Here is a 20,219-nt window from a genome sequence, read left to right as displayed (position 1 = left end):
TGCGATGAGGCACTATAGATCAGCAAAAAGCGATCTGTCTACTAATGTGTCGACACTTTTGCGAAGGTGTGTGAATGCCGGGTCTATCCGTGGCGTGGATGTTTTTGCTGGAGATGCTATCAATGAACCTCCCATCGTATTCATAGTCGCTATGCTTGGATTATCACCGATCTGCCGTGTGCGGGCCGAAGGATCAAATTGCACCTTACGGTGGGCGAAGGCGCATCTGCGCCGCTCCGGCACACTGGGATCGCATGGGCCGACCGAAACATCCCGATGAGCTCTTGGAGCACAACTGCCTTATCCTGGACCGGCCGGGGCACCATTGGCCGTCTGGCCTTTCAAGCATCGGGACAAAGCGATCAACGTCAAGGTCCGGCATCCTTGAAACCGTACTCGATGATTTCATGGCTGGCCAAGTGGACCTTTACGCCGCGCATACCCGAGGCAGCCGGCGCGTGGCAGCCCTTGTCGATTATCTTTGGGAGGAACTGCGGTAGGTTCTATGTGTACGTTAGGTCTTGAGCGGGATCGAACCTGCGGCAACACACTTTAGCTGAGAGGCTATCGTTGAAGACGGCATCGACCATGATCACGCCAGCACCATCGCGGGCGGCTGCCAGTGCCAGATTGGCGCCCTTTCCCGCAGCTTCGGTACAAATCCCCTGGAAAATGGCGCTCGGCCCGCTTGGACATTTGCTCGACCTCGTAAAGGAAGTCGACGTTGATAGACCCGAATGTGACGGTCATCGCGTAGGTCCCTATGCCACCTGAACGAAATGGCCTTCGCCCGCTTCCTCATAGGTCCGCTTTGGCGGCACATAATCAGCGGCACGGAAGGGGCTCTTGATCTCATCGTTCGAAATACGGCGCGTCTGCCGGCGCGATGGATCGGCGATCGGAACCGCCGCCATCAGGCGTTTGGTATAAGCGTGCTGCGGGTTTTCGAAAACGGCCTGACGCGGGCCGATCTCGACGATTTCGCCGAGATACATGACCGCGACACGGTGGCTGATCCGTTCGACAACGGCCATGTCATGGCTGATGAACAGGTAACCGAGGCCGTATTTTTCCTGCAGGTCGAGCATCAGGTTGATGACCTGCGCCTTCACCGACACATCGAGCGCCGAGACGGATTCGTCGGCGATCAGCAGTTTTGGTTCCAGCGCCAGTGCGCGGGCGATGCAGACACGCTGGCGCTGACCACCAGAAAACTCGTGCGGGAACCGATCCGCCATCGATGCGGACAGGCCGACGCGTTCCAGCAACTCGCCAACACGCTGACGGGCATCCGATGCCTTGACCAGACCGTGGGTGATGATCGGTTCGGCGATCGCCTGACCGACGCGGATACGCGGGTTCAGGCTTTCGAACGGATCCTGAAAGATCATCTGCGCTTCGCGGCGGATATCCGTCAGTTCCGACTTGCCGGCCTTCAGCACGTTCTTGCCGTCGATCTGAACTTCGCCGGACACCGGATCGGTGAGGCGGATGATCGAGCGACCAGTCGTCGACTTGCCACAACCGCTTTCGCCGACCAGCGACAGGGTTTCGCCCTGACGAAGCTCGAGCGACACGCCTTCAACGGCATGGATGCGGCCGATCGTCTTGCGCAGAAAACCCTGCTTTACGGGGAAGCGGGTGATCAGGTTATCGACCTTGAGGATCGGCGGCGCATCGCGCTTGACGGTATCCTCGGTCGGCTTGACCGGCTGGATTTCGCCCGTTGCCATATCGACATGCGGGAAACGCAGCGGGCGATCCTTGCCGGTCATCGACCCAAGCTGCGGCACAGCCGAGAGAAGTGCGCACGTGTAAGGATGTTTGGCGCCGGCGAAGAGATCATGCGTCGTGCCGGTCTCGACCTGCTCGCCACGATACATGACGATCGTGCGATCGGAGATTTCCGCGACCACGCCCATGTCGTGGGTGATGAAGAGGACCGACATGCCCTCCTCTTCCTGCAGCGTCTTGATCAGTTCCAGAATCTGCGCCTGGATGGTGACATCGAGCGCGGTGGTCGGCTCATCGGCGATCAGCAGCTTTGGATCGCAAGCCAACGCGATGGCGATGACGACGCGCTGGCGCATGCCGCCCGAAAAATTCATCGGATATTCGTTGAGGCGCGATTTTGCCGATGGAATACGGACCTTTTCGAGAAGCCGCACGGCTTCCGCCTGTGCCTGCGCTTCCGACATGCCGCGATGCTGGCGCAGCACTTCGGTGATCTGCTCGCCGATCTTCAGGACCGGGTTGAGCGAGGTCATTGGCTCCTGAAAGATCATGCCGATCCGGTTTCCGCGGATTTTCTGCATGCCGTCGAGCGGAATGGACAGGAGGTCCTTGCCCTCGAACTCGATCTTTCCCGTCACCCGCGAATTGCCGGGCGACAGAAGCCGCATGATCGACATGGCGCTGACGCTTTTGCCCGAACCGCTCTCGCCGACGACGGCGACGGTTTCCTTCGGGGCGATATCAAAGCTGACATCGTTGACGACATTGCGCCACTCACCGCCGACGCGGAAAGCCGTGTTGAGGTTGGAGATCGAAAGAATGGGATTTGTCAAGATCTTAGCCCTCACGACGCGGATTGAGGATGTCGCGCAGGCTGTCGCCGATCAGGTTTATCGCAACGATGAGCAACAGAAGGGCGATGCCCGGGAAGAAGCTGATCCAGTAATCACCGGAAAGCAGATATTCGAAACTGTTCATAGCCGCGATAGGCGTCGGCGGTGCTGCTCCAGATATGCTCGAGGCGCTCGTCCCGGGTCATGGCGCGCACCGGCTGTGTTTCGCGCTTGAAGATCACCGCTCGCATTTCCTCGACTGAATTGTGATTGGAGAGGTCACAATAGCCGTGGAAGAACCTGACTTTCCCGTCGATCCGCAGCGCGAAGAAGATGCTTGTGACCGAGCCGGTCAGAAATTCGCGCAGCGCGAAGATCGGTCCGCGCATCCACAATGGCGGCAGGATATCGAGCATATAATCGTAGTGCGCCTCGTCAATCTCGAACCATTCTCCGCTGTAGAGAGGAGCAGCATCAGTCTCCCATCGGTTGGGGCGCTGGTTATGCCGATCAAACAGCCGGAACATTTGCGAGCGCGTTGCGACTCCTTCGAAGATCTTTCGGATAAGGGCAGGCGTGTTCATCTTTGGCTCCTTCAGGGTTTGGGGACTTGGGCGTGGCCACTCCATCACCGTCTATTCAGTCCCTCATGACACCTTCCGGGCCGCCGGCATCCCGACCGGCCGTGTCAAGGGCCGGCTTCAGCCGGGCGAAGCCTCCCTTGATGCGGTCGGTGGCGATGCGGCACGCCTCTCTCCTCCTTCACTCTTCAATTTCTCCTTTCGAGGGGAACAACTGCTGCGAGGAAGCCGCCATGTGCATCAGCTGTGTGCGGCATGATGCACTTTTTACCGCAGCGCTCCTAAATTTTTGTGCAATGCAGATCATCCGGTGTGCAGCCCGTCACGCAAGCAGGATAATTTGCATCCTTGCCTGATGGCGCCATGCGCATAGTTATCATCATGTCGTGACGTCGGCTGCATGCGTGGGGGGAAGATGGCTGCTTCTAAAAAGACCAATGGTGCGGCGAAACCGAGAATTCCGGCCTCTGTCATATTGATCTTTTGGCTGATCGTGTTGCCGCTGGCCCTGATCGGGCTTGGCCTATGGCAGCTTGACCGCGCAGGCAGAACACAGCTCGAGATCGAGACGGCCTCGCGTGACATGGCGACATCGCTCGGCGAGGTTCGCTCAATCGCCGCGGCGACCCCGAACCGACTTCTTCGCTTCGACAATGGTCGATCCTATCCGGCATCGATGGCGCTCGCCGAGCTCGAAAAGGCTGCTGGCGAAAACGACCTGCTTTTGTGGGTCTCCGCAGTCCGGCAGCCGTTCGGCTATCTGACGATAGCGGGCGGGGCTCTGGCCCTGGCCGGTGGCTTTTTCGGTCTGCTGGCTCCGGTTATCGCAGGCCGGAGAGCACGTAAATCACGCGATCAGCTGGTTCGCAGCTTTGCGCGGCTGCGACGTGCTTTGCCTTTCATGATGGCTGCCCTGATGCTGGGCTTGGGCTTTTCCGGCGTCGGCGCCACGATCTTCGAGACCATGACCCTGCCGTTCTGGGGCGACATATCGAGCAATGCAATCAAGCTTGCCGTCGCAGGGATCATTCTTGCCGGCGTTGCGCTCTACTGCGCAGTCACGGCCGTTCAGGGCCTGCGCCGCGTCTTCGCGCTCGTCGAGCCTGAGCCGATCGTCGAGCGCGCTCGGGAGATGACGGAACAGCAGGCACCGGCGCTGTGGAGTTTTGTAGGCAAGATTGCGGCACGCATGAACACCTCGCCTCCCGACACGATCATCCTGGGCATGACCAGTGGTTTCTACGTGACCGAAAGCCCGGTCCGGCTGATCCCCGACGACCGTCTGATCAAGGGCCGGACGCTGCATATGCCGGCCCCGCTCCTGGAGCTTCTCGACACGGCGGAGATCAGTGCAATTGTCGGTCACGAACTGGCCCACTTCGCCGGAGAGGATACGCGCTACTCCCAACGCTTCGTGCCAATCTATTCCAGCATGCAGCGATCGCTGGGTGCGCTTTATCAAGCCGACATCAACGGTGATTTCGGCGTGAATGCCGCCCTGCGCCTTGGTCATCACGCCCTGTCCAGCTTCGACACGGCGGTGGCGCATTGGAGCCGTCTGCGAGAATTCGAAGCGGATCGTATCGGCAGCATGGTCAGCGGGCCGGATGCCGCGGCATCCGCGCTCGTGCGAAGTCAGATCGCGGACGCTGCCGTCGGCTTCATACTGGAGCAGGCATTTAGGGGAGATGGCGAGTTCGGGCCCGATCTCGTCAACGCTGCTTCCGAGCTGGTCGTCGCTCAAGGCTTTGTTGATCCGACCGAACATCTCGAAGAGCGTCAACCGCATCCAACCGACAGCCATCCTCCGACCATCCAGCGTATCAGGGCTTTGGGTGTCGAGGTCAATGATGCGCTCATCAGCCATGCTACCCGCCGGCCCGACGGTATCACGGCGTCGTTCGGTCAACGCGCGCTACCCGACTGGAGCGGTTTTTGCCGTGATCTTTCAGCCGAGTTCCAGGTTAATGCCGAAAACGTCCGCGCCGAGCATCGCGGCGAACTTGAGACGACAGCCGCTGGCGTCACCGAGACGGAGCTTGTGCTTTACGAGAACACAAATGGCATGGCCTGGGCAATGGTTGTCATCGCGATGCTGTTCGGTGCATTCTTGGCCTCCACTTACCTTTTCCCCGTCGAAACGGGGTTTGCCAATCAGGAAAGCCACAGGGCCATTCTCACTGCCGGTATTGGAGCCGGCATTCTGCTATGTGCCGCATTCTTCATCTCGTTCCGACGCCGCGCTCGCAAACCTCTCATGGTGCTTACACCGGACACGCTTCAGTCGCCGTGGCTGAGGGAGCCGGTGCGTTGGGAAACCGTGGTTGGTTATCAGGTCCATGCGGCGAACCGGCTTGCCCTTCAGATGTGGATTGGTGATGGATTGCCCCTGCCGCAGCGCACTCGGTTTTCCTTCTACAACAAGATCAAGCGGAAGCAGCGAATTGTCGAACTCGACGCGCTCGGTATTCGTGGGATGAAAGCTGCCGAGTTTTCCGATCTGATTGGCCGTTACGTCAATGCCGCGCATGCGCGCAATGCGCTTTCCGGGATTGCCGCATGATATACAGGCTGTTGAGAAACCCGCGAATGGTATTCCACCATGTCTGCTTCTCGCGCTGTCGTGCACGGCGACAGCTTCCGCAGCCGAGCCGATATCGGGACACTATGACCCGCTTGCGCTCGTGGTAGTCGAATGGGCCTGGGAACTGATCGAATGAAAACCCGAGATAGAGTACGAACTGCGGCATCGCTCCTGACCATGCTCTTGTTCGTCGTGCCGTCCCTGGCAATTGCTGCATCTCTACCCAAGGAAGTCAGCGCATATATCGACCGGCGCAATGATTGCGATTATTTTCGTGGGGAGGCATCTCCTGACACCGAACGGCAGGCCGAAATAGACCGCGAATTGCAAAAGCTCTGCGCCGGAAGTGACGCCGAACTCGCGCGACTGCTCCGGCTTTATGCCAAGAACAAAGCCGTCCGCGACGCTCTCGAGGTCTACGATCCCAACATCGAAATGAACAGTCCGCCCAGATAGCGAGCCAGCCTGTGGTGATTGCCTTCTTGGAATAGCCGCAAGGCTCGAGCTGTGCCGTGAATCAAGCACCGGGACGTAGCGTGAGAAGGAAAATAAGGCGATGGGCGATCCGGGTTTGGCTACCTACAGTAAGGGGCACACCAAGGCGATCATCGTTCAGTAAAAACAACTAAAACTTGCTATTCTGGCAAAATACTTTTTATGGAAAGCAGTCCTATTCGCGTTGAAATGAACGCCAAGCTCGACCTAAAGCCCGCATGCGAGCCTCGCTAACGGCAGGCTGCAGGGCGGCAAGGGTCGCGTGGCCCAGCAGTTGCCGGAGCCTTCTGGCCGGGTTGTCGACTACCAGATCGACCATCGTTCCGGCGGCGAGCCGATGGGTGGCAGAGTGTTTGTCGAGACGGCCTCGCCCTTAGGCCAGGCCTGTCGAGTTCCCGACAATCTGTGCGCCGACTCCATTCACGGCGTCACGCGTTTTCATCAGGCCGGATGCTGCTGGACACTCAAACCGCCATCCACCGTCAGGCATGTCGCGTTCATGAACGGGCATTCGTCCGAAATCATGAACACCGCCGCCATGGCGATCTCCTCCGGCGTCGCGATGCGTCCACCGGGATGGAGTTTCATCGTCTCGGCCTTCGCCGCCTCAGGATCAGGAAAGCCGTTCCAGTAATCGATCACCTTCTGCGTCGCGACATAGCCGGGGGCGAGCGCGTTCACGCGGACGTTCTTCGGCGCGTATTCGAGCCCCAGCGACTTGGTCATGCCAAGCAGCGCGTGCTTGGCGAGCGGATATGGGAAGGTATGCGGGATAATCGTGAAGGCGTGGGTCGAGGCGATGTTGAGAATGACGCCTCCACCCTGATCGATCAGGCCGGGCAGAACGGCCTTCGAGCAGTTCCATGCGCCCTTGAGATTGATGTCGAAGCAGCGGTTCCATTCCTCGTCGCTGGTCTCCAGCGGCTCGGAAAACACGTTGACGCCGGCATTGTTGACCAGCGCGTTGATGCGCCCGATCTCGGTTTCCGCCTCGGCCACGACCGCGACGATCGCCTTGGCATCGGTGATGTCGGCTGAGCGGGCGCCGACGCGATAGCCCTCGCCCTTCAGCTTCGCGGCTTCCTCCTGAAGCAACGCCTCGTCGCGATCGATGAGAAACAGGCTGGCGCCTTCGCGCGCGAAGGCCTTTGCGATCGCCAGACCGATGCCCTGGGCAGCGCCGGTGATCAGGATACGCTTGTCGAGCAGACGATTGGACATGACTGATACCTCACCACTCGGCGAAACTGCCGTCCTCGTGACGCCAGATCGGGTTGCGCCAGCGATGGCCCTCTTTCGCACGCTCTATCACATAGGCCTCGTCCACCTCGACGCCGAGGCCGGGCCCCTGCGGGATCGAGACGAAGCCATCGGCATAGTGGAACACCTCCTTGTTGGAGATGTAGTCGAGAATGTCATTGCTCTTGTTGTAATGGATGCCAAGGCTCTGCTCCTGGATGAAAGCATTGTAGCTGACGGCGTCCAATTGCAGGCAGGCGGCGAGCGCGATGGGGCCGAGCGGGCAATGCGGCGCGACGGCGACGTCATAGGCTTCCGCCATCGCCGCGATCTTGCGGCATTCGGTGATGCCGCCGGCGTGGCTCAGATCCGGCTGGATGATATCCACGTAGCCATCGGACAACACGGACTTGAAGTCCCAACGCGAATAGAGGCGCTCGCCCAGCGCGATCGGCGTCGAGCAGTGATTTGCGATCTCCTTCAGCGTTTCGCGGTGTTCGGACAAGACCGGCTCCTCGATGAACATCAGCTTGTAAGGCTCCAGCTCCTTGGCCAGCACCTTGGCCATCGGCTTGTGCACGCGGCCATGGAAATCGACGCCGATGCCGACATTCGGCCCAATCGCCTCGCGGATCGTCGCGATCGTTGCGACGGCCTTGTCGATCTTCTCATTGCTATCGACGATCTGCATTTCCTCGCAGCCGTTGAGCTTGATCGCCTTGAAGCCGCGCGCGACGACGTCCTTCGCATTGCGGGCGACGTCGGCTGGCCGGTCGCCGCCTATCCAGCTGTAGACCTTGATCTTGTCGCGCACCTGCCCACCCAGCAACGAATGGATGGGCTGGCCGAGCGCCTTGCCCTTGATGTCCCAAAGCGCCTGGTCGATGCCCGAGATCGCGCTCATGTGGACGGCGCCGCCGCGATAGAAGCCGCCGCGATACATGACCGTCCAGTGATCCTCGATCAGGAACGGGTCCTTGCCGATCAAATAGTCCTCGAGCTCGTGGACCGCCGCCTGGACGGTGAGCGCCCGGCCTTCGACGACGGGCTCGCCCCAGCCGACGATGCCCTCATCGGTCTCGATCTTCAAAAACAGCCAGCGCGGCGGGACGATATAGGTCGTGAGCTTGGTGATCTTCATGGTCTTACTCGCGTTAGCTGAGAATGAGGTCAACGGCTTTACCTGCAGCGGCGAGAACGGCCGCGTTGGTGTTTCCACTAACGATAGCAGGCATCAGGGAAGCATCGACGACGCGCAGGCCGCGCGTTCCACGGACTCGCAGATGCGTGTCGAGCACGGCTTCTGGGTCGCCGTCGGCACCCATCTTGCAGGTTCCAACCGGGTGGTAACCGGTCTTGACGGTGCGTTTGCAATGCGCGGCGATGGCTTCGTCGCTGGTGACGTCGGGGCCGGGAAAGATTTCCTTGTCGATCAGTTCCTTCATCGGCGAGGCATCGAGCACCGTGCGGGCAAAGCGGAAGCTTGCCATCGTCAAACGCAAATCGTCCGGATGCGCGAAAATCTGCGTATCGACGATTGGGTTGGCGAACGGGTCGCTCGACGACAGCGTGACGGAACCGCGCGCCTTGGGACGAAGCAGCAGCGAGTTGATCGTCACCCCGTCGCCCGGGTCGGTGCCCATCACATCGCGATCGAGATAGACTGTCGGCACGCAGAACATCTGGATGGTCGGCCGCCCGTTGTTGCCGTCAGGGTCGTAGAAGGCACAGGTCTCGACACCTGTGGTCGACACGGGGCCCGACTTGAACATCAGATATTGCAACCCGGCCTTGATCATCGGCCAGCCGCGATCCTGCCCGTAATAGCCGAAGGATCCCTTGGTGGTCGCGACGACCGGGCACTCATAATGATCCTGCAGGTTCTTACCGACGCCTGACAGCGCGACCGTCGTCTTCAAACCATGGCGCTTCAGCTCGTCTTCGGGGCCGATGCCCGAGAGCATCATCAGCTTGGGCGTCTGGTAGGCGCCAGCCGCCAGGATGACCTCGCTGCCGGCCTCGGCGCGCTTTGGCGTGCCGTTCTGCATGTAGCGCACGCCGGTGACACGGTCGCCGTCCATATCGAGCGAAGTGACGGTGGCTCCGGTCTCGATCGTCAGCAGCGGATCGTTCATCACGGGCGCCAGGAAGGCATCCACGGCGCTCGAACGCTTGCGCGTCGTCCAGTCGATCGTGTGCTGCATGAAGCCGACGCCGAACTGCTGGGCGCCGTTGAAATCCGGATTGTAGGGGATGCCCATGCCCTGCAGCGTCTTCACATAGGTCCGCGTCATCGGGCTGGTATGGCCGAGATGGGAGATCTTCAGCGGACCGCCGACTCCGTGAAACTCGCCGGCGAGATGATCGTTGTCCTCCTGCGCCTTGAAGTAGGGCAAAAGGTCCCGGTAGGACCACGCGTCGTCATTCGATCCTTCCGGCGTCGAAAGCTCGTTCCACAGATCGAAGTCCGCCGCCTGGCCGCGCATGTAGACCATGGCATTGACCGTGCTGCCGCCGCCCAGAACCTTGCCCTGCGGCACGATCGGGCCACGCCCGTCGAGCTGCGACTGCGGCTTCGTCTGGTGCATCGCAAGGTACGTGTCCTTGGCGAGGAACTTCATATAGCCGGCGGGGAAATGCATGATCGGGTTCGCCTTCGCCGGCCCCCGTTCAAGCATGAGAACCTTCGCCTTCCCCTCACGCACCAATTTGGCCGCGACCACGCAGGCGGAGCTTCCGCCGCCGATGATGATGTAGTCGTAACGGTCTTTCGCGGACATTTACCAACTCCGGTCTTAGTATTCTCAAATGGCCTCGGGGCGCAGACGAACGCTGCCCGAGAGGCTTTCATGCGGAGCCAGCACCTTCAGATCGCCGAGATCGGCCAGGTGATGGCCATCGGCCAGATGCGTCATCGGCTCGAAGCAGAAGTAATCGCGCTTGAAGCTCGGATCGAAGACCGTGTCGGACACGAAGACGAAGGCGTGCTTGAAGGTGGGGTCAGCTGTCAGCTTCAACGCGGTGCTCCGCTCGGGCCAGGCGATCGTCGCCTCGCCGCCCCAGCCTTCGAAGCCGTTGTTGACCCAGCGATGCGGCAGTTCAGCCGGTTCGCTGAAGTCGAGATCACCGGGGATATCCGTCCGCTCGCCCGGCAGCCAGCCCTCGACCTCGGTCCAGAATTTCTGCGAACGGGCCTGCAACGTCGTCTGCGGTGTCATCGGGAAATAGGGATGCCAGCCGAGGCCGAAGGGCATGGCACGTTCGCCGCGATTTTCGACGGTCAGCGTCATCGTCAAACCGGATGCATCGAGCGCGAAGCGCTGGCTTGCATGGTAGACATAAGGCGTGTTGCCACCGCGATGGGCGAAGCTCATCTCGACCATGTCATCGGTCCTCTGGTCGATCGTCCAGTCGGCCTGCCAGCCTTCGCCGTGGAGATAATGCTTGTCCCATTGGGTATTCGGCTCGAACCGATAGTCCGCGCCTTCGAAGACGAAGCGGTTGTTGCGGACGCGGTTGCCGAAGGGAACGAGCGGGTAGCAGGCGGACGAAAGCGCGTCCGCCTCGGTCGGCGGCGCCGGACGCAGCAGGGGCACGCTTTCGCCCTGCATCTCTTTCCAGAAGCCCAGGACCAGGCCTCCCTCGGAAGAGACGCGAAGCGAAAGCGATCCGGATTGCAGATCGAGCACGGTCATCGCATCAGCCCTTGTTGCGCGACATGCTGCGCTTGATCGCCTGGATATTGGCGAGCACGGCGATGACGATGATGAGGCCACGCACGACCTGCTGGAAGAACGGATTGATGCCGAGCAGGACCAGACCGTTGCCGATGAGCGTGATGACGAGAACACCAAGCAGGGTGCCGAGCATCGAGCCGCGCCCGCCGGAGAGCGACGTACCGCCGACGACAACGGCCGCGATGACGTCGAACTCAAGCCCGTTCGCCGCCGTCGCATTGCCCGAACCGAGACGCGACACGAGCAGGATGCCGGAGATCGCCGCCATGGCGCCGGCGATTGCAAACAGCGCCACGCGGATTTTCGAAACGCTGATGCCACTCAAGAACGCGGCGTGCGCATTGCCGCCGATCGCGAAGACGGAGCGTCCGAAGGCTGTCTTGCGGCTGACAAAGGCGAAGATCGCGAAGAAGACCAGCATGATGATGGCTGCCGGCGGGATGCCGAGCACCGAGCGATCGAGCGCGTCGAGCGTTTCGTTGCGGCCGATCGAGACGGGAAGCGCGTCGGTCACGAAAAGGGCGGTCCCTCGAAGAGCACTCCAGAGGCCGAGCGTCGCGACGAAGGAGGGAACGTCGAAGTATGCGCGCAACGCGCCGGCGATCGAGCCGAGCAGTGCGCCGATGACGATCGCAAGCGCGAAGGCGACCGGCGTCGGCACACCCCATTGCAGCAAAAAGGCCAGAACCACCGAGATGAAGGCCACCATCGGACCGACGCTGACGTCGATCTCGCCGGCGATGATGATCAAGGTCGCCGCCCAGGCAGCGATGCCGATCGTAGCCGCGTCGCGCAGGATGTTGATCTGGTTGTTGAAGGACAGGAAGCCGTTTGCCGTAGATGTGAAGACCACATAGAGAACGACGATGGCGACGAAGAGGCTCAGCTCGTTCATGTGCTGCGAAAAGCTGGAGCCCGACTTCTTGCGTGATGATGCTGACGTTGCAGCCTGGTCGAGTGACATCGCGTCTCTCCTCAATGTCCTGCGATACAGGCGGCCATCAAGCCATCCTGATCGATGTTTGGTGATTTGAATTCTTCGCAGAGCGTTCCGTCCCGCAGCACCAGCACGCGGTCGCAGACGAGCGGCAACTCTTCGATTTCGCTGGAGACGAAGATGACGCTGCGCCCTTCGGCCGCCAACTGGCGGATGATGGCGTATATCTGCGCCTTGGCTTCCACATCGACGCCCCTAGTCGGTTCATCGAGCAGTAGAACGCGACTGTCGGCATAGACCCAGCGGCCGATGACGACCTTCTGCTGGTTTCCGCCAGATAGCGTGCCGATCGGCGTATCCGTCCGCGCCGTCTTGACGTGCAGCCGTTCGATGACCCTGCGCGTCGCTTCCGCCATCATCCTCGCCGAGAGAACGCCGCGCTTGCTGACACCGGAAAAGTTCGTCGCGAGCGTATTTTCATCAACGCCGAGAAGCGGAACGATGCCCTCTTCCTTGCGGCTTTCCGGGGTGTAGCCAAAACCGCGCGACAGCATGCGCTTGTAGTGGCCGGGCCTGACGGCGGCGCCATCGACGAGCACCTCGCCTTGGTCCTGACGCCGCACGCCCATGATCGCCTGCAGAAGCTCGGTACGACCTGCCCCAAGCAACCCGGCGATACCGAGTACCTCGCCCGCCTTCAGATGAAAGGAAACCGAACTCAGCTTCGGCGCCAGTGCGAGGTTGCGGACCTCAAGCACGGTGTTTTCCTGGCTTCTGTTTACCAGCGCCGCCGCCTGTGATCCTTCCGAACCCAGCATGAGCCGCACGATCTCGCGCGTATCGGCGCCCTTGACGTCAACCGTGTCGATGATTCGCCCGTCACGCATGACAGTTGCGGAATGTGCGATCTGTCGGATTTCGTTCATGCGGTGGCTGACATAGATGACGGCGATGCCCTCGGACGCGATGCGCGTCACGGCTGCCATGACTTTTTCGGCCTCGGCCGCGGCGAGCGAACTTGTCGGCTCGTCGAGAATGACGAGCTTCGGCTTTCCGAGCAGAACGCGCGCGATCTCCAGCAGCTGCCGCTCAGCCGGGCTTAGGCTTGCGACCAGCGTATTGGGGGCACGGTCGAGACCAAGGCGGCTCATCGCCTCGGACGCCTCCGCCTCCATCTCGGCATACTGAATGACGCCACCCTTTCGCGGCCAACGTCCGAGAAACAGATTTTCGGCGAGTGTCATGCCGGGAACAAGGCTCAGTTCCTGGTAGACGACGCGCACGCCCTTGTCGAACGCGTCCTGGGCGCGGCTGGAGCCGCTGTGGCGCAGCTCCTCGCCGTCGACTTCGACGGTGCCGCTGTCGGGAATTTCCGCGCCGGTCAACATCCGGATCAGCGTCGACTTTCCAGCGCCGTTCTTGCCGAGCAGCGCCCTCACCTCTCCGCCGGCCACCTGGAATGTCGCGTTGTCGAGCGCGAGCACACCGGGATAGCGGCGCGTGCATCCCTTGATGGAGGCGATCGGTCTGTGAGCAAACTCGGGCGAACGTGATGTCTGTGTCATGAAACTTTCCACCGATGAAAGATGCCGCCAGTCGCCTGGCGGCCTCGATTGCCGTGAAACTCAGGCCCGCGACCTTACGGAATGCCGTCGGCGTGCGCCTTGAGCCAAGCCTTGCCGTCTTCGGAAGACTTGTAAACGTCGATATCGTAGGGAACCTTGATGTCGGCAGGCGCCTGACCGTCGACGGACTTGATCGCCTGGGCGAGTGCCAGCTTGCCGAGGCCCTGGCCCGAGATGTCGACGACGGCCTTGATGACCGTGAAGTCGGAAAGCTCCTGGGCGATTTCGGTCGTCATGTCGCCACCGAAGACCACGACCTGACCTGTCTTACCCTGGCTCTTGACGGCGCGCGCCGCACCAAGGGTCGCACCGCCGGCTTCGCCGAAGAACGCGTCGATATCAGGGTTCGACGACAGCATGGTGCTGGCGACCGAGACCGCTTTGTCGAGGACGGCGCCTTCCTGGTTGGCGACGATCTGGGCGCCCGGGACCTTGGCCTTCAGCGCGTCCTCGAAGCCCTTGCGGCGCGTCACGCAGACCTCGACGAATTCGCAGTTCAGAACCGCGATCTTTGGCGCGTCCTTCTTCTCGGCGATGAAGTAATCGGCGGCGGCGTTACCGAGCTTGCTGCCGAAATCATAGGGATCGCCGACGGCGTAAGCGGAGATATACTCCTTCATGTCGGCATCGTTCAGGCACGTGTTGTAGCAAACAACGGGGATGCCGGCATCATAAGCGCGACGGATGGCACGCGACGAGCCATCGGCGGAGACTGGGGACACGATGATCGCTTGCACGCCGGAGGAGATAAGCGAATCGATGAAGGATGATTCCTTGCTGGCGTCGCCCTGCGCGTTTGTCTCGATGATATTGAGCTTGCGGCCAGCATCGGCAGCGCCCGTTTGGATACCTTTGCGTACGCCGGCATAGAAACCCTGCGCGTCCATGTAGATCGCGCCGACCTTCAGGTCTTTATCCTGCGCGAAAGCGGGTGACAGCCCCGCAGCGGCGATTATTCCAAGTGCCAGCATCGTGGCGCGCGTGACGAGCTTCATCGCTCCCTCCCTTGAGATCTGATGGTGTCAGGAACGCGGACCCGCCCGGCTCCTCCAGCCACGCCAACCATATTCTTGGTATTACCAATGTCAATATAAATAGGATTTATTTTTTATAAGATGTATTTTTATATGCCTATCCTATGCTAACGGTTTCTCAGCGGGGGACAGTTGCGCCTATAAATCGTATTTTTCGACACCCACGCTTGACTGGTCTTTGGCCGGCAGCAAGCTGAGACCGATGAAATTGGAGACAAATCTGTGGCGATACCGCAAACAGACAGGAAGTTGACAGAAGGTGGCGTCGAGATCGCTTCCCGCGGCAAGAGGACCGTTCGCGAGTCCCTGCTGTCGCGTCTCGTGCACATGATCGTGGCCGGCGAATTCGCCGAGGGTTCGACGCTGCCGAATGAGGCGGAACTGACCGAGCAATTCGCTGTCAGCCGCACAAGTCTCCGCGAATCCATGCAGTATCTGGGCGCGCTCGGCATGGTGCGCTCGCGCACCCGGGCAGGCACAATCGTGCTTCATCGAGAGAACTGGAACTATCTCGACCCGCTGGTGCTCGACGTCATGCTTGAGATCGGCGGGGACGAGGCATTCTACACCTCGCTGATCGACGCCCGGCAACTGCTCGAACCTGCCGCCGCCGCCCATGCGGCAACCAAGGCCACCGCCAAGCAACTCGCCCGGATCGCCCAAGCCTTCGAGGACATGGTCGATGCGAACGCGCGCGACAACGAGGAATGGAGCCGTGCCGACCTCGAATTCCATACGGCGATCATCAACGCCAGCGGCAACTGGGTCTATCGGCAATTCGCCAGCGCCATCCGCGCAGCATTGCTTGCAAGTTTCCGTCTGACGAACCGAGCAAGCCAGTCACATGAGCAAGCCATCCAGAAGCACCAGGACGTGCTGGAGGCAATCCGTATGCGCAATCCGGAGGATGCGCGCCGCGCGATGGAAACCCTTATCGGCGTTGCGCGCGCCGAGATCACTGATGCGCTGAAGCGGAGCCGCTGAGAGATGTTCCTATTCTCCACCTTGTCGGACTCTAGCTCATCCTCGAAACGGGACGCACCACCGGCAAACTTGAAGGTCGCCATGGAATTGCACAGCTGGTCTGCCGCGCCGCCGGTGAACTCGGCGCAGACCATGGCTACCCGCACCGCAGGTTCTCGAAACAACGGCACACCAAGCCAACCTTGAACGGCGCGAATTGACGCCAAGCGATGAATTATTGCCACCACAGTGCGCGGCCACGTGATCGGCTCGCCTTTCGGCGCCGTGGATTCTACCGCGAGAATGTCACCATTGGGAAGCGTACAGACGGAACGCGGATGTGAAAGCCCGGTGGCCAAAGCCTGAGTTTTAAGCCCTGCCGCCACCTTCGGCGTCTTAAAGCACAGAGCCGGATCACATATGATTACAGTTGTCTCTGTTGTTCTTCTGCCTACACCCGCGCGGCCCTCAGCCGCTCGGTCTTGGCGTCCCGGCGCCGACATCCTTCAGCGATAATCTCGCGCGCAGTTTCATCGGTCCGGACGCGCGCTTCGATCTTCTGAGCCAGGCTCAAAGTTGCCCGGCGTTCCTATCCGCCAAGTGGCGGAAGCGGAGGATCAGAACACAAGCAGACGTTCGGGCACGATCTTCGCCCGGATATGACACAAGTCGACTGCCATCGGTTCCGTCACATCGACGGCCAAGGCTTCCTCGAGCCCCTCGAAACGCAAGAAAAGCCGTTCGCGGTCACCAAGGAAGACCCGGTCGGTTATGCGGGCCGGCACACAATCAACGTCGTCGCAGACACGGAGGGCGTGAGGTCGAACGAAGACAGTGCAAGGTCCATCCTCGACCTCACAACCCGGAGGATCGAACCGGCCCAAGGCCGTTTCGATGTGTCCGTCTTTTGCCTGACCTTGGATTTTCGCCGATGAGCAAAAGAAGTCTGCCGCGTAAGCGTTGTCAGGCCTGTGATAAAGTTGACGCGGATCTGCGGATTGCACGATCTCGCCTGATCGCATCAGAACAACGCGGTCCCCTGAGGACAACGCTTCGTGCGGATCATGCGTTACCATGATCACCGTCGCGCCCAGACCACGCAAAAGCGACAGAGTGTCGGTGCGAACGCGCTCCCTCAGCCCTTGATCGAGGTTGGAGAATGGTTCGTCCATCAGCAGGACGGCAGGCTCGGGTGCCAGCGCGCGGGCGAGCGCCGTGCGTTGTTGTTCGCCACCCGACAGGGAATGCGGAAACCGCTCGGCCAAGTGTTCGATGCCGACGCGTCGCAAGATCGTCGTGGCGATCTCTATCCTATCGCGCCGCGATCGCTTCTTCAGGCCGAAAAGAACATTGTCGCGCACATTCAAATGAGGAAACAACGCGTAGTCCTGGAACATGAGGCCGACACTTCGAGACTCCGGTTCAACAAACCTCGGACCATCCACCACCTGTCCGCCCAGTTCGACAGATCCGCCATCAACCCCCTGTACGCCGGCGATGATACGCAAAAGCGTTGATTTTCCACATCCGGATGGCCCGACCAGCGTGACGATCTCACCCTTTGGAATTTCAAGTGATAGATCGCCGATGACGATTGTCGGGCCGAAGCTGCATTTAATGTTTGTTAGACGGACCGAGATCTCGTTCGAGTTGGTGTTCATCGCGGGCGCTTATCCAGGGTTCGAAGAATGCCAAACTGGCTGTCGACCAACGCGGGACAGCAGAATGACGGGCAAGATACTGATTGCGACGATGGCTAGCGCCGCGATCGATCCTTCCTCGTAGGTGCCGCGTGCTGCTTCACCGTAGAGGTGGGTGGCAAAGGTTTCGACATTGAGGGGTCGCAGTAGAAGCGTCGCCGGTAGCTCCTTGACGCAGTCAACGAAAACCAGCAACGCAGCAGCCGAGATAGCGGCCTTGGACAGAGGCAGGTGCACATGGCGGAGCGTGCCCCCGATTGTTTGTCCAAGCGTGCGTGATGCGTGATCGAACGACGCTGGAATCCGCGACAGCCCCGCTTCGATCCCCCCGGCTGAAATCGCCAGGAAACGAACCGTCAGCGCGTAGACGACAGCCGCGCCTGACCCCATGAACAGGAGTCCTGTCGAAACACCGAGCCAGTCGATCGCGGTTCGATCAATGAACTGGTCTAGGCCGGCAAGAACGATCAGAACGCCGATCGCGACAACGGTTCCGGGCGCCGCGTAGCCGATAGTGGAGAGACGAAGTAAAGCGCCCGACGTTCTGCCTTGCCCAATACGAGCGGCGTAGGCGACAGTAAGGCCAAGCCCGATCGTCACAACAGTTGTCAGCGTCGCAATCGTCATCGTGTTGATCGCCTCGTCGAGAAGACGCGACGATAAGCCCGCGAACTGGTAACGTTTCCACGCCTCGGAGGCCAGATAGAAGCTAGGCGCGATGAAGCCAAGCAAGATCGGAACCGAACCGGCGGCGAGAAACAGCATGCCCTTCAACGGCGCCACCTTTTGTGGCGTCAGGCCACGGCTGCGCCGGGCATCCGTCGCATAGCGCTGCTTTCGCCGCGCCCAGCGCTCGATCGCCACCAAAGCAACGACAATCAGCATCAAGGCGAGCGCGATCTGCGAAGCACCGGGCAGATCAGTGCGTGTGATCCATGTCGTATAGATCGACACTGTCATGGTTTTCACACCAAGGAACTCGGCTGCACCGACATCGTTCAACGTCTCCATCAACGCGAGAGCGACGCCAACTGCCACTGCGGGCCGCGCGAGGGGCAATGCCACGCGCCAGAACACGGCGCGACGGGAGATACCGAGAGTACGGGCCGCATCAATGAGATTGCCCGACTGGGTGAGAAACATCGCTCTCGTGGGAATGTAGACGTAAGGATAGAGCACGAAACCGAGAAGCAGGATACAGCCGAACATCGAGCGGATATCCGGCAAGCGGAACTGGCGCGGCGTCTCATAACCCAAAATCCAGCGGATCGCTCCTTGAACCGAACCGATCGGGTGCAGGATATCGAGATAGGCGTAGGCGATGATATAGGTCGGCACAGCAAGTGGCAGGAGCAGCGCCCATTCGAGCACCCTTCGCCCTGGAAACTCATAGGCGGTCACCAACCAGGCTGTGGTCGTGCCGAGCACCGCAACAACGAGCCCTACTCCGGCGAGCAGAATAACGGTGTCAACCAAAGCCACCGGCAGGGTACTGGAAAGCAAATTCGCCCAGAGACCGCTGGAGCCTTTGACGGCCTGCAGAGCCAAACCTGCAACAGGTAGAACAACGATCAGCGCAGCGATGGCGGCGAGTGCCGCCCACGTTTTACCGGCACGGCTGGAACTGGGAGCGGCCGAGGGGATTGCGGGCACGGAAGAATCCATCGAAGATGAAGTGGAAGGCGCCCGACTGAAGGGCGCCCCCTGTCCCTTAATTGTCGAATCCAACCTTATCGACGAGCTCGCTTGCCTGCTTGCTTTGGCCGACGATCTCCGACAGCGGCGTTTTATCGATCTTCAGTTCACCGAAGGAGGCGATGATGGGATCGACACCGACACCGGCCTTGACCGGATACTCATAATTGGCTTCGGCATAGATTTTCTGAGCATCGTCTGAGACGAGATACTCAAGAAACTTCACGGCCTCGGCTTTGTTCGGCGAGTGCTTTGCAACCGCGGCACCGGTGATATTGACCTGCGTGCCGCCGTCCTTGAAGGTGGGAAGGACGACCTTGATAGCCTCTGCCCACTTGACCTGCTCCTCGCCGCCCTTACCAGCCTTCATCAGACCGACATAGTAGGTGTTGGCAATGCCGATATCGCAAATGCCACCAAGGATATCCTTGGCAACGTCACGGTCGCCGCCGGCGGCCTTGCGCGCGAGGTTCGCCTTGACGCCTGTCAACCACTTTTCGGTATCTTCAGCGCCATAGTGCGCGATGTAGTCGGCAAACAGCGCGGTGTTGTAGGGGTGTTGACCTGCGCGGATGCAGACCTTGCCCTTGTACTTGGGATCAGCAAGATCCTCGTAATTGAAGGAGGCGAGATCGAGGTCCTTGGCGGCGTAGAGCACGCGACCACGCATCGACAGACTGAACCAGTTACCTTTTCCGTCGCGCAGCTGCGCGGGAATAGCGTCGTTCAACACGGAGGATTCGATCGGCTGCGTCAAGCCCTTTTCAGCGAGATCGACGAGATTACCGGCATCCACGGCCATCAGAATGTCGGCCGGCGAGCTCGTGCCTTCAGAAGCGACGCGTTCAGCGAGCCCATCCTTCAAGAACACGGTGTTGACCTTCGTGCCGGTCGCCTTCGTATAGGCCTCCAGAAGCGGTGCCATCAGCGCGGGCTCGCGGGTCGTATAGACATTGATCTCGGCCGCGGATGCAAGTGACGGAGCCGTCAATGCGTACGCCGCGAAAATTGCGGATGTGAGGTAAGCGCGTGTGGTCATGAAATGCCCCCAATAAGCGTTTG

At 60.4% G+C, this 20,219-nt stretch carries 14 protein-coding genes and 2 pseudogenes; 3 read left to right on the top strand and 13 right to left on the bottom strand.

The genetic code is table 11. The features are described 5' to 3' along the window. Nucleotides 1–761: 761 nt before the first annotated feature. The 3 genes and pseudogenes from GGQ67_RS21885 to GGQ67_RS21875 form a co-directional block, all read right to left on the bottom strand. Nucleotides 762–2,567, bottom strand: a complete 1,806-nt coding sequence (locus GGQ67_RS21885) for an ABC transporter ATP-binding protein (RefSeq protein WP_183902245.1) — start codon at nt 2,565–2,567, stop codon at nt 762–764. Nucleotides 2,568–2,571: 4 nt separating this feature from the next. After that, nucleotides 2,572–2,709, bottom strand: a pseudogene (locus GGQ67_RS21880) (ABC transporter permease); the annotation flags it as partial. 1 nt (nt 2,710) lies between these two features. After that, a pseudogene (locus tag GGQ67_RS21875) lies at nt 2,711–3,151 on the bottom strand (DUF1419 domain-containing protein); the annotation flags it as partial. 412 nt (nt 3,152–3,563) lie between these two features. Between GGQ67_RS21875 and GGQ67_RS21870 the strand changes: the two are divergent. Next, nucleotides 3,564–5,711, top strand: a complete 2,148-nt coding sequence (locus GGQ67_RS21870; protein WP_246400264.1) for a M48 family metallopeptidase — start codon at nt 3,564–3,566, stop codon at nt 5,709–5,711. 153 nt (nt 5,712–5,864) lie between these two features. Further along, on the top strand, nt 5,865–6,188 hold the full coding sequence (locus GGQ67_RS21865; protein WP_183902243.1) for a hypothetical protein: 324 nt from the start codon (nt 5,865–5,867) through the stop codon (nt 6,186–6,188). Nucleotides 6,189–6,668: 480 nt separating this feature from the next. Here GGQ67_RS21865 and GGQ67_RS21860 read toward each other — a convergent pair whose 3' ends face one another. The 7 genes from GGQ67_RS21860 to GGQ67_RS21830 form a co-directional block, all read right to left on the bottom strand. Continuing rightward, nucleotides 6,669–7,448, bottom strand: a complete 780-nt coding sequence (locus GGQ67_RS21860) for an SDR family oxidoreductase (protein WP_183902242.1) — start codon at nt 7,446–7,448, stop codon at nt 6,669–6,671. Nucleotides 7,449–7,458: 10 nt separating this feature from the next. After that, nucleotides 7,459–8,607 carry a galactonate dehydratase gene (gene dgoD / locus GGQ67_RS21855; protein WP_183902241.1) on the bottom strand — a complete coding sequence of 383 codons (1,149 nt, stop codon included), beginning with the start codon at nt 8,605–8,607 and terminating at the stop codon, nt 7,459–7,461. Between the two features lie 13 nt (nt 8,608–8,620). Further along, complete coding sequence (locus GGQ67_RS21850; protein WP_183902240.1) at nt 8,621–10,246, bottom strand: GMC family oxidoreductase; 1,626 nt, start codon at nt 10,244–10,246, stop codon at nt 8,621–8,623. A gap of 24 nt (nt 10,247–10,270) precedes the next feature. Beyond that, nucleotides 10,271–11,161: an aldose 1-epimerase gene (locus GGQ67_RS21845; RefSeq protein WP_183902239.1), complete on the bottom strand. Its 891-nt coding sequence runs from the start codon at nt 11,159–11,161 to the stop codon at nt 10,271–10,273. Nucleotides 11,162–11,165: 4 nt separating this feature from the next. Further along, complete coding sequence (locus GGQ67_RS21840) at nt 11,166–12,167, bottom strand: ABC transporter permease (protein ID WP_183902238.1); 1,002 nt, start codon at nt 12,165–12,167, stop codon at nt 11,166–11,168. A gap of 11 nt (nt 12,168–12,178) precedes the next feature. After that, on the bottom strand, nt 12,179–13,705 hold the full coding sequence (locus GGQ67_RS21835) for a sugar ABC transporter ATP-binding protein (protein WP_183902237.1): 1,527 nt from the start codon (nt 13,703–13,705) through the stop codon (nt 12,179–12,181). A gap of 74 nt (nt 13,706–13,779) precedes the next feature. Further along, on the bottom strand, nt 13,780–14,760 hold the full coding sequence (locus GGQ67_RS21830) for a substrate-binding domain-containing protein (RefSeq protein WP_183902236.1): 981 nt from the start codon (nt 14,758–14,760) through the stop codon (nt 13,780–13,782). A 288-nt stretch (nt 14,761–15,048) separates the two neighbouring features. Between GGQ67_RS21830 and GGQ67_RS21825 the strand changes: the two genes are divergently transcribed. Then, complete coding sequence (locus GGQ67_RS21825) at nt 15,049–15,783, top strand: FadR/GntR family transcriptional regulator (RefSeq protein ID WP_246400263.1); 735 nt, start codon at nt 15,049–15,051, stop codon at nt 15,781–15,783. Between the two features lie 596 nt (nt 15,784–16,379). Here the strand turns inward: GGQ67_RS21825 and GGQ67_RS21820 are convergent. The 3 genes from GGQ67_RS21820 to GGQ67_RS21810 are packed head-to-tail and all read right to left on the bottom strand — an operon-like array spanning nt 16,380 to nt 20,196. Next, nucleotides 16,380–17,423 (bottom strand): ABC transporter ATP-binding protein, encoded by a 1,044-nt coding sequence (locus GGQ67_RS21820; protein ID WP_183902234.1) that lies wholly within the window; start codon nt 17,421–17,423, stop codon nt 16,380–16,382. 9 nt (nt 17,424–17,432) lie between these two features. Continuing rightward, nucleotides 17,433–19,127 (bottom strand): ABC transporter permease, encoded by a 1,695-nt coding sequence (locus GGQ67_RS21815; RefSeq protein WP_183902233.1) that lies wholly within the window; start codon nt 19,125–19,127, stop codon nt 17,433–17,435. Nucleotides 19,128–19,173: 46 nt separating this feature from the next. Beyond that, nucleotides 19,174–20,196 (bottom strand): extracellular solute-binding protein, encoded by a 1,023-nt coding sequence (locus GGQ67_RS21810; protein WP_183902232.1) that lies wholly within the window; start codon nt 20,194–20,196, stop codon nt 19,174–19,176. Between the last annotated feature and the right edge of the window lie 23 nt (nt 20,197–20,219).

Source organism: Rhizobium metallidurans (assembly GCF_014196505.1).
GTDB lineage: Bacteria > Pseudomonadota > Alphaproteobacteria > Rhizobiales > Rhizobiaceae > Rhizobium > Rhizobium metallidurans.
This window is presented reverse-complemented; position numbering and strand designations above follow the sequence as displayed.